This window comes from Streptomyces sp. NPDC050625, from assembly GCF_040654755.1.
GTDB lineage: Bacteria > Actinomycetota > Actinomycetes > Streptomycetales > Streptomycetaceae > Streptomyces.
Genome location: NZ_JBFAIQ010000013.1, coordinates 156,685 through 170,878 on the forward strand (window position 1 = coordinate 156,685; position 14,194 = coordinate 170,878).

The window sequence follows — 14,194 nt, forward strand, 5'->3', positions numbered from 1 at the left end:
CTCAGGCCTCGGTCGACTCGGACTCAGCCGCGGCCTCGTCCTTCTTCTCAGCCTTCTTCTTCTGGGTGATGGCCTCACCCTTGCCCTCGTCGTCACCGCCGAGAGCCTCGAACGACGGACGCGTGGTCTTCGGCGCGGCGACGAGCAGCGGCGCCGGGGCGGGCTCGCCCTTGAACTTCTGCCAGTCGCCGGTCTTCTTCAGGATGGCGAGGACGGGCTCGGTCGGCTGCGCGCCGACACCCAGCCAGTACGCCACGCGCTCGGCGTCCACCTCCATGACCGACGGGTTGTAGGTCGGGTGGTACTTGCCGATCTCCTCGATCGCACGGCCGTCACGACGGGTGCGGGAGTCGGCGACGACGATGCGGTAGTGAGGCGAACGGATCTTGCCCAGACGCTTCAGCTTGATCTTGACTGCCACGGGAGTGGATTCTCCTGGATTTGACGTGGTTGGGCACGGCGAGACTGCCGCGTGGGGTTGCGGTACCCGAGTGCCCGATGGACGCGTCAGCCGGAGGAGAGAGGGGTCCTGTGCGGCTGTCGAGTACAGCTAGCCATTGTGCCACACCCTGTGGGTCGCTTTTGGCCGAGGGGTCCGGGCGGGTGATCTTGGGCATGCCTATGGGGCACCCGGCGCGGAGGTGACCGTACGTCGGGTGCGCCACTCGGCACCGGCGACCTGCCGACTGCGACTGCCACGAGCAGTCGCAGCCTCAGCTCGCCGCAGCTCCCACGACCTCCGGGATGCGGAACGGCTTTCCGCAGCCGCCGCACACGATCGGGGCCTGGGCCAGGACCGACGGAACCACCCGGACGTTGCGGCCGCAGTCGCAGACCGCCTTGACGCGGACGCCGCCGCCGGAGGAGCCGTGGCGGGCGGCCGGGCCGCGGAAGGTGCGGGTGGTGTCGGCGGACGTGGCCACCGTGTGGGCCTTCAGGGCGCGCTGAAGGCGTTCGATCGTCGGCCGGTAACGCCGCTTCGCCTCGGCGTTCAGCGTGACCAGGGAGAAGCCACTGCTGGGGTGCGGTTCGTCGGGGTGGTCCAGGCCCAGCTCCTCGGCGATCGCGAGGAACCTTCGGTTGTGGTACCGGCCGGCGCGGGAGGTGTCGCGGACCCCGCGCGCGGCTGCGATGCCATGGACTGCCTCGTGGAGCAGTCGTTCGAAGGAGAGCTCGTGACCGCAGGCGGACGACGACTCCCCGATCAGGGACTCTGGCGCGGCAAGGTCGGGCAGTTCGGGGTGGTACCGCTGAATGTCGGCCCACGCCTCTGCCAGCTCTGCGGCGAGAACAGGTGGTGTCTGTGTCGTGCTCACGTAATGACAACGAGCCTGAGGGCTCCAGTGTTCCGATTCCGGGGCATCCCAAATAATTTGCACTTACCCGTCAGTTGCCGCTGATGCGTCCTGACGAGGGCGGGTGCGCTGATCTGCGGAGAAGCCTCACAGCTCATACCAAGCCGGTGCGTAGTCTGACGTACGACCCGGGGCTTAGATCCGGTCCGCACGCCGGGACGGCTGTGGTCGGCGGTTGCGCAAGAGGCGTTTCGGTCGCTCTCGTGGCCAAGGTCGCTACTTCAGTAAGCGCGCGCGACGACCGCGACGTTACTCGGGGCGTCTCCGTCCTCGGGCACCGACCCGTCCTCGGCGAGCAGACACCGTACGGTCATCGCGTGTTCGGCGAGCCCGGCCTCGCCCTCCTCGCCGAGCGTGCCCCACGGGATGCGCGCCCAGCCGCCGGCGGTGACCGCCTCGACGGCCTCCTCGATCGTCGAGACGTCCGCGGTGCGGGACTCGCGGCGCTCCCGGGACTGCTTCAGCAGCAGTGCCTGATCCTCCTGGAGGATCGCCGGAAGGAGCCCGGCCAGGGCATCCGGGGCCACCGGTTCCTTGCCGCCCGGGATGCGGCGGACCAGCATCGCCGTGCCGTTCTCCAGGTCACGGGGGCCGATCTCGATGCGGACGGGCACGCCCTTCAGTTCCCAGTCGACGGCGCGGCGGCCGAAGGGGATGTCGGTGCGGTCGTCCACATGGACCCGGATACCCGCCGCTCTGAGCCGCTCACCGATCTCACGGACCTTGGCCAGAACCGTCTCCTCGCCCTTGATCGCGAGGACGACCGCCTGGATCTGCGCCAGCCGCGGCGGGACCCGCAGACCGAAGTCGTCGCCGTGCGTCATCACGAGCGCGCCGATCATGCGGGTCGTCGAGCCCCAGGAGGTCTGCCAGACGTACTCCTGCGTACCGTCCTTGGACAGATACCGGGTGTTGAACGGCTTGGCGAAGTTCTGGCCCAGTTCGTGGCTGGTGACCATCTGCAGGGCCTTGCCGTCCCCCATCATGCTTTCGAGCGTGAGGGTGTTGACGGCGCCCGCGAAACGCTCCTTGACCGTCTTGCGGCCGGAGACGAAGTCCGTCGCGAGGACGTTCTCCAGGAAGTCCCCGTAGACGTCGCGCTGGATGCGCGCGGCGAACTCGCGCGCCTCCTCGTACGTGGCGTGCGCGGTGTGTCCCTCCTGCCACAGGAACTCGGAGGTGCGCAGGAACAGACGCGGACGCAGCTCCCAACGGACCACGTTCGCCCACTGGTTGATGAGCAGGGGCAGGTCCCGGTAGCTCTGTACCCACTTCGAGAAGTACTCGTTGATGATGGTCTCCGACGTGGGCCGGACGACCGCGGGCTCCTCCAGCTCCTTGCCGCCGCCGTGCGTGACCACCGCGAGTTCGGGCGCGAACCCCTCGACGTGGTCGGCCTCCCTGGTGAGGTACGACTGCGGGATCAGCAGCGGGAAGTACGCGTTCTGAGTGCCCGTCTCCTTGATGCGGGCGTCCATCTCCGCCTGCATCCGCTCCCACAGCCCGTAACCGTACGGTCGGATCACCATGGTGCCGCGCACCGGCCCGTTGTCGGCCAGCTCGGCCTTGGCGATCAGATCCTGGTACCAGCGCGGAAAGTCGTCCGCCCTGGGGGTGAGAATGGATGCCTTTGCCATGGCCCGATGGTATGGGCTCAGGTTGCGGGCATGTGAAATCTCGCCACGTGCGCCGCGAACCCACAAGCGGGGCCCCTCGACCCCTGGACGGCACCGCGAGCCGGGAGTTACCTGACATACGTGGGGAGTGCGAGCGCACATCACGGGGGCCACGGAATCGGGCACACCACCAACTCTCGGCGGATTGGGGCGCTTACCTATGACACCTACGCTCGTGCGGCACACCCTGTCTCACGCGGGATCCGCACCCCGCGTGAACCTGGACGCACGCGCGCGTGACTGGTCCGAGATCCAGGAGCGGATGCTCGTCCCGCTCTACGAGGCCGTCTACGAGCGACTTGAAGTGGGCCCCGCCAGCAGGCTGCTGGGCCTCGGCTGCGGCTCCGGGCTCGCCCTGCTGATGGCGGCGTCCAGAGGAGCGGCCATCACCGGTGTCGACTCCGCCCGTCCCGAACGGCTCGTCCTCGCACGGGCCCGGCTGCTGCCCGACACCTGGGGCACGCGCGCGCGTGCGGCCACCCGGATCGTCGAGCGCTTACCCGGGGGCACGGCCGGCACCAATACGCCCGCGTACACCCTCGTGACGGCCTTCGAGCCGATCGGATGCCTGGCGGGCGACTCGGAAGGACTCGGTGAGCTGCTCGCCTCCGCGACACCGCTCGCCGAGCGCGGAGCGCCGGTGGTGCTGGCCGGCTGGGGCCCACCGGAACGCTGCGCCACGTCGTCCGTGCTGCGGGTGGCCACGAAACTGGCCGATCCGCTGCGCAGCGCGCGCAGTTGGCGCCCCGCCCTGCGCGACGACCTGGAGGAGGTCGCCCAGCGGGCCGGGCTGAAGCCGGACGGTTCGGGCCGGGTCGCCTGTCCGTTCGGGTACGCGGGTCCCGACAGCGCCGTACGCGGCCTGCTGTCGACGGGCCTGTTCGACGCGGCGATCGCGGCCACGGACCAGGAGCAGGTGGACAAGGAACTGACGGAGGCACTGCACCCGTACCAGCGGCCGGACGGGACGGTGTGGATGCCGAACGTGTTCCGCTATCTGATCGCCCGCACACCCTGACCGGCGCGCGCACCCTGACCGGCGCGCACACCCCGAGCGTCGCGCACACCCCGGGCGTCCCTCACGTCTCCGCGTCCTTCGTCAGGCGCGTGATGCCCGCGATCCGGTACGCGTCGGCCTCCTCCAGTGTCTCGTTCTCCAGCAGGGCCTCGGTCAGGGCGTCCAGCTGGGAGCGGTGGTCGCGGAGCTTGCGGCGGGCCTCCTCGTAGCATTCGTCGACGATCCTGCGCATCTCGGCGTCGATCACGTCGAGGGTCTGCGGGGCGGCCGAGAGTCCGTAGGCCTGCTGGGCGTCGCTCGGCAGGGCGGAGAGCCGGCCGATGCGCTCGCTCATGCCCCAGCGGGCCACCATTCCGCGCGCGATGGCGGTGACCTGTTCGAGGTCGTTCTCCGCGCCCGTGGTCACGACGCCATAGACCACCTCTTCCGCCGCCATACCGCCCAGGGCGCCGATGATCCGGCCGCGCAGATACCCCTCCGAGTGCGCGTACCGCTCCACCTCGGGCGTCGACATCGTCACCCCGAGCGCCCGGCCGCGCGGCACGATGGTGATCTTGCGGACGGGGTCGGCGCCGGGCTGCAGCATGCCGAGCAGGGCGTGCCCGCTCTCGTGGTAGGCGGTGCGCCGGCGGTCCTCCTCGGGCATCACGAGGGTGCGCTCGGCACCGAGCTGCACCTTCTCCAGCGCCTCGGACAGGTCGGACCGGGTCACCGTCTCCTGCTTGCGCTTGACCGCGAGCAGCGCGGCCTCGTTGGCGAGATTGGCCAGATCCGCACCTGTCATACCCGGGGTGGTCCGGGCCACCTGGGCCAGGTCGACATCCGGATCGAGCGGGATCTCACGGGTGTGGATCCGCAGGATCGCCTCGCGCCCGCCCCGGTCCGGCGGGGAGACATGGACCACCCGGTCGAAGCGGCCGGGCCGGGTCAGCGCCGGGTCCAGGATGTCGGCACGGTTCGTCGCCGCCACCACGACCACGCCCTCCGAGCCCGAGAAGCCGTCCATCTCCGTGAGGATCTGGTTCAGCGTCTGCTCGCGCTCGTCGTGACCGCTGACCGACGGGCCGCCGCCGCGCTGCCGGCCGATCGTGTCGATCTCGTCGATGAAGATGATCGACGGGGCCACCTTGCGGGCCTCGGCGAACAGCTCCCGGACCCGGGACGCGCCGACACCGACGATCATCTCGATGAACTCGGAGGCGGAGGCGGAGAAGAACGGCACGCCCGCCTCGCCCGCCACCGCGCGCGCCAGCAGGGTCTTGCCGGTGCCGGGCGGGCCCGCGAGCAGCACACCGCGCGGCATCTTCGCGCCCATCCTGCGGTAGGCGTCGGGGTTCTCCAGGAAGTCGACGACGTCGTCCAGTTCGCCCTTGACCTCGTCGATGCCGGCCACGTCGGCGAACGACGTGCGCTGGGTGCCCGGCCGGAGCCCGACCGGCTTGGGCGGGGCCTTGCGGCCGAGCATGCCGCCCGCACCGCCCAGTCCCCCGCCGATCCGCCGCGCGAAGAAGATCCACACGGCGACCAGCAGCACGATCGGCACCAGCGAGATCAGCAGGTTGGACAGCAGACTGCGCTCCTGCACGACGGGCTGCGCGGTCACCGTGACGCCATGGCTGCTCAGGTTCTGCCAGAGCCTGTCGTCCGCGAAGGCCGGGCGCTGCGTCCTGAACTTGGTGTAATGGCCACCACCACTGGGCTTGGCCTGGGGCGTCTTGAGCTCGCCCTGGATCGCGTCGCCCTTGGCGTAGATCTTGGCGACGTTGCCGTCACCGACCTGTCTGCTGAACTCCGTGTACGAGATCGTCGGCTCGTTGCCCTGGCCCAGATAGTTCAGCCCGATGTAGGCGAGCAGAAAGACGATCACCGCGGTGACGGCGAGGCCCCACCACTTCCCGCGTATCCGTCGGCCACCGGGCCGCCGGGGCGACTCGTCCGGGGTGCCCTCGGTACGCCACGGCTGATCAGGGTCTTTCCGTGGCGGCGCGGCATTGCTCATATCTGGACGTTACGGCACGCAGCGGGCCGAGGCACGCGCTGAGGGCGCCCTCCCCGAAGGAGGACGCCCTCAGTGCCGTACGACGTCGGTACGCGCCGGCCCGTGAACGGCGGGTCGGCCCGTGGACCCGTCGGGTCAGCCCATGAACTTCTTGAACTCGTCCGGCAGCTCGAAGTCCTTGCCGCCCTGCTGCGGCAGGCCGAAGGCGCCACCGCCCTGGGCGGCCGCCTCGCGGCGCTGGGCCTCCTCCAGCTCCTGCTGCTTGCGCTTCATCGGGTTGCCGGAGCGCTGCTTGCCCTTGGCCTTCTTCGGCTGCTTCTTGGTGCGGCCGGGTCCGCCGCCCATGCCCGGGATCCCCGGCATGCCGGGCATACCGCCGCCCTGAGCCATGCGGGACATCATCTTGCGGGCCTCGAAGAACCGCTCGACCAGGTTCTTCACGGCGCTGACCTCGACGCCGGAGCCCTTGGCGATACGGGCGCGACGGGAGCCGTTGATGATCGTCGGCTCCTGGCGCTCGCCCGGGGTCATCGACTTGATGATCGCGGCCGTGCGGTCGACGTCCCGCTCGTCGAGGTTGTTGATCTGGTCCTTGATCTGCCCCATGCCCGGGAGCATGCCGAGCAGCTTGCTGATGCTGCCCATCTTCCTGACCTGCTCCATCTGGGCCAGGAAGTCGTCCAGGGTGAAGTCCTGGCCCTTCTTGGACGCCAGCTTGGAGGCCATCTTCTCGGCCTCTTCCTGGCTGAACGTCTTCTCCGCCTGCTCGATCAGGGTGAGCAGGTCACCCATGTCGAGGATGCGGGAGGCCATCCGGTCAGGGTGGAACGCGTCGAAGTCGTCGAGCTTCTCGCCGTTCGACGCGAACATGATCGGCTTGCCGGTGATCTGGCGGATCGACAGGGCGGCACCACCGCGGGCGTCACCGTCGAGCTTGGAGAGCACCACGCCGTCGAAGCCGACGCCGTCGCGGAAGGCCTCCGCGGTGTTGACGGCGTCCTGACCGATCATCGCGTCGACGACGAAGAGGATCTCGTCCGGGGAGACGGCGTCCCGGATGTCCGCGGCCTGCTGCATCATCTCCTGGTCGATGCCCAGGCGGCCGGCGGTGTCCACGATCACGATGTCGTGGACCTTGGTCTTCGCGTGCTCGATGGAGTCCTTGGCGACCTTGACCGGGTCGCCGACGCCGTTGCCCGGCTCGGGCGCGAAGACCGCGACACCGGCGCGCTCGGCGACGACGCTCAGCTGGTTGACGGCGTTGGGGCGCTGGAGGTCGGCGGCGACGAGCAGCGGCGAGTGGCCCTGCCCCTTGAGCCAGTGGCCCAGCTTGCCCGCGAGGGTGGTCTTACCGGCACCCTGCAGACCCGCCAGCATGATCACGGTGGGGGGCTGCTTGGCGAAGCGCAGACGGCGGGTCTCGCCGCCCAGGATGGTGACGAGCTCGTCGTTGACGATCTTCAGCACCTGCTGGGCGGGGTTCAGCGCCCGGGAGACCTCGGCGCCGAGGGCCCGTTCCTTGACGTTCTTGATGAACGTCCGGACGACAGGCAGAGCCACGTCGGCTTCGAGGAGCGCGATGCGGATCTCGCGGGCCGTGGCGTCGATGTCCGCCTCGGACAACCGCCCCTTGCCACGCAGGCTCTTGAAAGTCGCTGAGAGGCGATCGGAGAGAGTATCGAACACGGCGGCGTCGGTCCTCGGGGTCGGGGTCGTCTGGGCTGCCCTCCAGAGTATCTGGCCCGGCAAGCGAATCGTCCCCGCCTGCTCGGTTCAGCATCATGCCCGCAGCGTCTCCTCCAGCTTCCGGGCCACCGACGCGGCCTCGTCCCCGGGCAGCGGTGAGCCGTCCGTGCCGGTGACGTAGAAGGCGTCCACGGCGTTGCTGCCCAGCGTGCTCACATGGGCGCTGCGCACCCGTACGCTCGCGTCCTCCAAGGCCTGCCCGATCCGGAACAGCAGCCCAGGCGCGTCCTGCGCGCGGACCTCGATCACGGTGGCGTGCCGGGAGGCCGCCGAGGCCACCGCCACGCGGGCGGGCGGTGCCACCCAGCCGCGGCGCCGCGGGTAGGCAGCGTCGCGCTCGGCGAGGCGGGACGCGATGTCCAGGGAACCGTCCAGTGCGCGGACCAGGTCGGCGCGGAGCCGGGCCGCCTGCGGCAGGGAGCCGTACTCCGCCGCGACCCGCCAGTTCAGCAGCAGGACGGAGCCTTCGTCGACGTCGTTCGGGAGGCACAGGGCGCGCAGTTCCGCGGTGCGGACGGTCAGCCGGTGCACGGCGAGCACGCCGGCCACGGCGGGCAGCACGCCCGGCTGGTCCGGTACGGCGATGACGAGCTCCACGCCGAGGGGCTCGGGTTCCCCGGTCGGTTCGTCCTCGGGCCGGGGTTCGGTCTGGGCCCGCAGGGCCAGCACCGGGCCGCCGGTGCGGAACGCCTCGATGGCGAGCCGTTCCTGTTCCGCGGTGGGCGCGGCGGGCTCGGGCTCCTCGGGGGCGTCCCCGGCGAGCACGGCCGAGACCCGTTTCACCAGGTCGGCGACGAGGGAGCCGCGCCAGGACGACCAGGCGGCCGGGCCGGTCGCCAGTGCGTCCGCCTCGGTCAGCGCGTGCAGCAGTTCCAGCGTGCTCTGCGAGCCGACCGCGTCGGCGACCGAGCGGACGGTGGCGGGGTCCTCCAGGTCGCGCCGGGTGGCCGTCTCGATCAGCAGCAGATGGTGCCGTACGAGGGTGGAGAGCACCGCCACGTCCGCGCGGTCGAAGCCGATGCGCGCCGCCACGTCCTTGGCGATGATCTCGCCGGCCGCCGAGTGGTCGCCGGGCCAGCCCTTGCCGATGTCGTGCAGCAGCGCGGAGACCAGGAGGAGGTCGGGGCGGCTGACGTGGCGGGTCAGCTCGGAGGCGCGGACCGCCGTTTCGATGAGATGGCGGTCGACCGTCCAGATGTGGACGGCGTTGCGCTGCGGGCGGCAGCGGACCCGCTCCCAGTCCGGGAGGAGGCGGGTGATCAGGCCCTCCGCCTCCAGTGCCTCCCAGACGTCGACCGTCGGGCGGCCCGAGCCGAGCAGGGTCACGAGCTGCTCGCGTGCCTCGGCGGGCCAGGGCGTGGGCAGCGGGCGCGCGGTGGCGGCCAGGTGCCGTACGGCGTGCAGGGAGAGCGGGAGACCGGCCTGTGCGGCGGCGGCCGCGGCGCGCAGGGGAAGCACGGGGTCGCGTTCGGGGCGCGCGGCGCGGGCGAGGACGACCTCGCCGTCCTGCTCCACCACGCCCTCGGCCAGCGGAGACCTTTCGGCGACGGGCTTGCCGCCGCCCAGCATGGCGCGCAGCCGCGGCCGTACGGCGCGTGAGCGCAGGACGCGGCCCACTTCACGCCAGGTGACGTCACTGGCGTACGAGATGACGCGCGCGGACTCGTAGACCTGGCGCAGCAGGGTGTCGGCGTCGAGCAGGCCCAGTTCGGCCGCGACCTGGTCCTGTTCCTGCAGGGCCAGCCGGTCGGTGGCCCGCCCGGTGGTCAGGTGCAGCGCGTCGCGCACGTCGAGCAGGCGCCGCCGGGCGTCGGCGAGGCCCTCGCGGGGGGCGTCGGCCAGCCAGGACGCGGCGACCGCGCGCAGGGCGGTGGCGTCCCGGAGGCCGCCGCGGGCCTCCTTGAGGTCGGGTTCCAGGAGGTATTGGAGCTCGCCCTGGCGCTCGGCGCGGTCGTCGCACAGCTCCTGGAGTTCGGGGAGGCGCTTGGGGGCCTGGTTGCGCCAGTCGGCGAGGACGGCCGTGCGCAGTCCTGCGGTGAGGCCGAGGTCGCCCGCGAGGTGCCGGGCGTCGAGGAGACCGAGCTGGACCTTGAGGTCCTCACCGGCCGTTCTGCGGGCCTCGGCCGGGGTGCGGACCGAGTGGTCGAGGGCGAGGCCCAGGTCCCAGACGGGGTACCAGACGCGGTCGGCGAGGGCGGCTACCGCCTTGTTGTCGCCGCCGTCGTGCAGCAGCAGGAGGTCGAGATCGCTGCGCGGGGACAGCTCGCCGCGTCCGTAGCCGCCGACGGCCACCAGCGAGACGCCCTTCAGGCCGTCGGCGGCCGCGGTGAACAGGCCCGTCAGCCACTCGTCCGTCAGTTCGGCGAGGGCCGCACGGCGCGGCGGCCCGGACCGCGCCTCCTCGGTGAGGAGGCGCAGCCGGGCCGCCGCATAGCCGCTGGGTCCCGAGTCCTCTGCGTCTTTCTGAACATCCGTACTCGTCACCCGGCGACTCCTGTCCGTCTTCTGTGGTGAGCGTGGTCCGCTCAGAGCGCGTCGGGACCGCGCTCGCCGGTCCGGACCCGTACGGCGGTCTCGACCGGGAGGGACCAGACCTTGCCGTCCCCGATCTTGCCGGTGCGGGCGGCCTTGACGATGACGTCGATCAGCTGCTCGGCGTCGTCGTCCTCGGCCAGCACCTCGATGCGGATCTTGGGAACCAGGTCGACCGTGTACTCGGCACCGCGGTAGACCTCGGTGTGGCCCCTCTGACGACCGTAACCGCTGGCCTCGGTGACCGTCAGGCCGTGGACGCCGAACGCCTGAAGGGCTTCCTTGATCTCGTCGAGCCGGTGCGGCTTCACGACGGCGGTGATGAGCTTCATGCGTCCACCTTCTTGCTCTGCGTACCGGCCAGGGCGGGAGCGGGGGCGCTGCCGACGACACCGCCGCCCGTGCCGCTGAAGTCGTATGCGGTCTCGGCGTGCTCCGCCTGGTCGATGCCGGAGACCTCCTCGTCCTCGGTGACCCGCATACCGATGGTCTTGTCGAGGAGGAAGGCGAGGATCGCGGAGACGACCAGGGAGTAGGCGAGGACCGCGAAGACACCGGCGCACTGCTTCCACAGCTGGTCGAAGGAGTGGTCGCCGTAGAAGACACCCGTCGCGGTGGACTGGCCCTTGCCGGTGGCGAAGAAGCCGATGAGCAGGGAACCGATGATTCCGCCGACCATGTGGACGCCGACGACGTCGAGGGAGTCGTCGTAGCCGAACTTGAACTTCAGGCTGACGGCCGCGGCGCAGGCGACACCGGCGATGGCGCCGACGGCGATCGCGCCGAGCGGGGAGACCGCGCCACCGGACGGGGTGATCGCGACCAGACCGGCGACCGCACCGGATGCGGCGCCCAGCGTGGTGAACGCGCCGTGCCGGATCTTCTCGTAGGCGAGCCAGGCCAGCATGGCGGCGGCGGTGGCGACCTGCGTGTTGACGAACATCAGCGCGCCGACGCCGTCGTCGTTGCCGAGCCACGAGCCGGCGTTGAAGCCGAACCAGCCGAACCACAGCAGACCGGCGCCGAGCATGACGAGCGGAAGGCTGTGCGGGCGCATCGGGTCCTTCTTGAAGCCGATGCGCTTGCCGATGACCAGGATCACGCCGAGGGCCCCGGCACCCGCGTTGATGTGGACCGCCGTACCACCGGCGAAGTCGATCACGCCGAGCTTGTAGGCCCAGCCGTCGGCACCCCAGACCCAGTGGGCGACCGGGACGTAGACGATCGTGGCCCACAGGGCGACGAAGAGCGCCCACGCCGAGAACTTGACGCGGTCCGCGAGGGCACCGCTTATCAGGGCCGGTGTGATGATGGCGAACATCATCTGGAAGACCATGAAGACGAAGATCGGGATGGTGTAGCCGTCCCAGAGCTGCGTCAGCCCGATGTTGCTGAGGCCGAACCAGTCGGAGTTCCAGCCGATGAGGCTGTTGTTCGTGCCGAAGGCGAGGGAGAAGCCGTAGAGCACCCAGAGGATGGTGACGATCCCGATGCTGATGAAGCTCATCATCAGCATGTTGAGGGTGCTCTTGACTCGGACCATGCCCCCGTAGAAGAAGGCCAGGCCCGGGGTCATGATCAGAACCAGGGCGGAACAGATGAGCATGAAGCCTGTGTTCGCGGCGGACAACTTGGGTGCCTCCGCGGCAAGCGTGATGGCTGGTGCCATCGGCGTCTCCTCGTCGGTTGGTACGGCCCCGTGCGGGCGAAGCCTGAGAGCGGTCCGGTCATGTGAGGGGTGGGCCGGTTATGCGCCATGAGATTGGCGCAGCGCGGTTTCGGTGGAAGCCCCTCGTTGTTTCGCCGGGGTGACGAAGACGCCCTGTGTGTTACGCGTCGATGAATTGCCAGATGTCCGGCTGCGGGATCGTTATCGTGGCGCAACCTTCTCTGAAGGAAAAGAAGCCGGCCGCGGCGGGCCTTCCGAGGACCTGGCGTGGGGGAGCCGAGTCGGACAGTTCGGGAGGGCCGGCCGCGGCCGGGGCTATGGGTTTCCTTCGGATTTCCGGGCCTCAGACCGCCTCGGCGGTCTCGGGGAGGTCCACGGCGAGCTGCTCGGTGAGGTCGATGACCTCCGCCAGGTGCCCGAACTCGCGCACGGCCGTGTCGACCGTCTTTCGGATACGAGTGTTCACCCGCTCGGAGCGGACCTTCTTGGCGATGCCCATGGCCGTGGAGGCATAGGCGGTGCTCTGCTCGGGCTCGCGGCGCAGCAGATGCACGGTGGCCATGCCGATCAGGTTCAGTGCGTACGACCGCTGGTGCTCGGAGTCGGTCGCGAACCGCTCCACGGCCCGCTGCATCAGGGGCTCGGCCAGGGAGGCGTAGGTGGGGCTGCGGCCGGCGACATACGCCAGGTCGCGGAACGAGTGGGAGTTCTCGCCGTACAGCTCGGCCTCGGAGAAGAAGCGGATCCAGTCGGGGTCCGGCTCGTCCCACTCGTCGACCTCGGCGAAGGTGTCCTCGGCCATCCGGACGGCCCGCTTGCACTTGCCGGGCTGGCCCATGTTGGCGTAGGCGCGGGCCTCCATCGCATACAGCATGGACTGGGTCCGCGGGCTTGCGCAGTCCCGGCTGCCGTACTGCGCGAGGTGGATCAGCTCCAGGGCGTCGTCGGGCCGGCCGAGGTGGATCATCTGGCGGCTCATGCTGGACAGGACGTACGAGCCGAGCGGCTTGTCCCCCGCCTCCTTGGCGGCGTGCAGAGCCAGCACGAAGTACTTCTGCGCGGTGGGCTGGAGTCCGATGTCGTAACTCATCCAGCCGGCCAGCTCGGCGAGCTCGGCGGCGACCTTGAAGAGCTTTCTGCTGGTGGCTTCGGGCTGGGGCTCCTGGAGGAGGTCGGTGACCTCGTGCAGCTGGCCGACGACCGCCTTGCGGCGCAGGCCGCCGCCGCACTGGGCGTCCCACTGGCGGAACATCACCGTGGTGGACTCCAGCAGGTCCAGCTCGGGCTTGGACAGCCGGCCCGGGCGGCGGGAGTCGTGGTACGGCTCGGGCTCCGCGAGCGGTCCGGACGGCGTGGGGACGAGCCAGCGCTGCATGGGCTCGATGAGGGACGGGCCCGCGGACAGGGCCAGCGAGGTCCCGAGGAAGCCGCGCCGCGCCAGCATGAGGTCGCTGCGCGAGAATTCGCTGAGCAGGGCCACCGTCTGCGGGCCCGTCCAGGGCAGGTCGACCCCGGTCGCGGAGGGTGACTGGCGGGCCGTCCGCAGACCGAGGTCCTCGACGGAGACGACACAGCCGAACCGCTCGGAGAACAGCTCGGAGAGGATTCTCGGGATCGGCTCGCGCGGGTTCTCCCCGTCCAGCCAGCGGCGCACCCGGGAAGTGTCAGTGGAGATGTGATTGGCACCCAACTGGCGGGCCCGACGGTTCACTTGCCGGGCGAGCTCGCCCTTGGACCAGCCACTGCGCACGAACCACGAGCCGAGCAGCTCATTGGGGCGCTTGTCAGCGTTCGTCCCGCCACCGCCGTTGCCGCCCACTGGAACGCCCCCATCCCTGAGACCACTTGTCACCGAGTGCGCCAAGCCCTATCAGAATGCCGTCAAACAGGGCCGCCCGTCCGGTGGTTCTCATCCTTCGAACGGGATGCCGACTTGCCTCCGGCATACCCACGAGGGCATGTGCCCCCAGGCCTCGTGCACTCAAAGTAATCCTACGATCACTGGTCCAGCCATGGCGATCCCGGAAACGCCACCATTCGCCACCCCTTCGAATGAACTCACGGTCGCCCAGGCGCGATTCACTTGACACAGGACGGCCACGAGTGGATGCAGGAGTGCACTCGGGGGCGCACATCACCGGGTGCACCACCGAAGTCACCTCGGCACGCCGCTTGCGTTCAGTGAGTATGGGCACCTGT

Annotated in this window: 10 protein-coding genes; 1 reads left to right on the top strand and 9 read right to left on the bottom strand. The window is 70.1% G+C overall.

Annotated elements, in window-relative coordinates; all coding sequences use genetic code 11:
* Position 1 precedes the first annotated feature (1 nt).
* The 3 genes from rpsP to proS form a co-directional block, all read right to left on the bottom strand.
* On the bottom strand, positions 2–421 hold the full coding sequence (gene rpsP, locus AB0I54_RS26975; RefSeq protein ID WP_363298739.1) for a 30S ribosomal protein S16: 420 nt from the start codon (positions 419–421) through the stop codon (positions 2–4).
* A gap of 292 nt (positions 422–713) precedes the next feature.
* Entirely contained in the window at positions 714–1,316 is a 603-nt protein-coding gene (locus AB0I54_RS26980) for a hypothetical protein (protein WP_363298740.1), read from the bottom strand.
* Between the two features lie 260 nt (positions 1,317–1,576).
* Positions 1,577–2,992: a proline--tRNA ligase gene (proS, locus tag AB0I54_RS26985; RefSeq protein ID WP_363298741.1), complete on the bottom strand. Its 1,416-nt coding sequence runs from the start codon at positions 2,990–2,992 to the stop codon at positions 1,577–1,579.
* A 199-nt stretch (positions 2,993–3,191) separates the two neighbouring features.
* On the opposite strand from proS, the gene AB0I54_RS26990 reads away from it, so the two are divergent.
* A complete protein-coding gene (locus tag AB0I54_RS26990) occupies positions 3,192–4,049 on the top strand; it encodes an SAM-dependent methyltransferase (protein WP_363298742.1) in 858 nt (285 codons plus the stop codon).
* Between the two features lie 61 nt (positions 4,050–4,110).
* Here the strand turns inward: AB0I54_RS26990 and ftsH are convergent, their stop codons facing one another.
* The 6 genes from ftsH to AB0I54_RS27020 all read right to left on the bottom strand — a co-directional run bounded on the left by ftsH (position 4,111) and on the right by AB0I54_RS27020 (position 13,814).
* Positions 4,111–6,048 (bottom strand): ATP-dependent zinc metalloprotease FtsH, encoded by a 1,938-nt coding sequence (gene ftsH / locus AB0I54_RS26995; RefSeq protein WP_363298743.1) that lies wholly within the window; start codon positions 6,046–6,048, stop codon positions 4,111–4,113.
* A gap of 135 nt (positions 6,049–6,183) precedes the next feature.
* Positions 6,184–7,734 carry a signal recognition particle protein gene (ffh, locus tag AB0I54_RS27000; RefSeq protein ID WP_363298744.1) on the bottom strand — a complete coding sequence of 517 codons (1,551 nt, stop codon included), beginning with the start codon at positions 7,732–7,734 and terminating at the stop codon, positions 6,184–6,186.
* A 93-nt stretch (positions 7,735–7,827) separates the two neighbouring features.
* Positions 7,828–10,278: a [protein-PII] uridylyltransferase gene (locus AB0I54_RS27005; RefSeq protein ID WP_363298745.1), complete on the bottom strand. Its 2,451-nt coding sequence runs from the start codon at positions 10,276–10,278 to the stop codon at positions 7,828–7,830.
* A gap of 41 nt (positions 10,279–10,319) precedes the next feature.
* Positions 10,320–10,658, bottom strand: a complete 339-nt coding sequence (locus AB0I54_RS27010) for a P-II family nitrogen regulator (RefSeq protein WP_003997576.1) — start codon at positions 10,656–10,658, stop codon at positions 10,320–10,322.
* Positions 10,655–11,995, bottom strand: a complete 1,341-nt coding sequence (locus AB0I54_RS27015) for an ammonium transporter (RefSeq protein ID WP_363298746.1) — start codon at positions 11,993–11,995, stop codon at positions 10,655–10,657. Before AB0I54_RS27015 ends, AB0I54_RS27010 begins: the two co-directional genes overlap by 4 nt.
* Before the next feature lie 343 nt (positions 11,996–12,338).
* Complete coding sequence (locus AB0I54_RS27020) at positions 12,339–13,814, bottom strand: hypothetical protein (RefSeq protein ID WP_363298747.1); 1,476 nt, start codon at positions 13,812–13,814, stop codon at positions 12,339–12,341.
* Between the last annotated feature and the right edge of the window lie 380 nt (positions 13,815–14,194).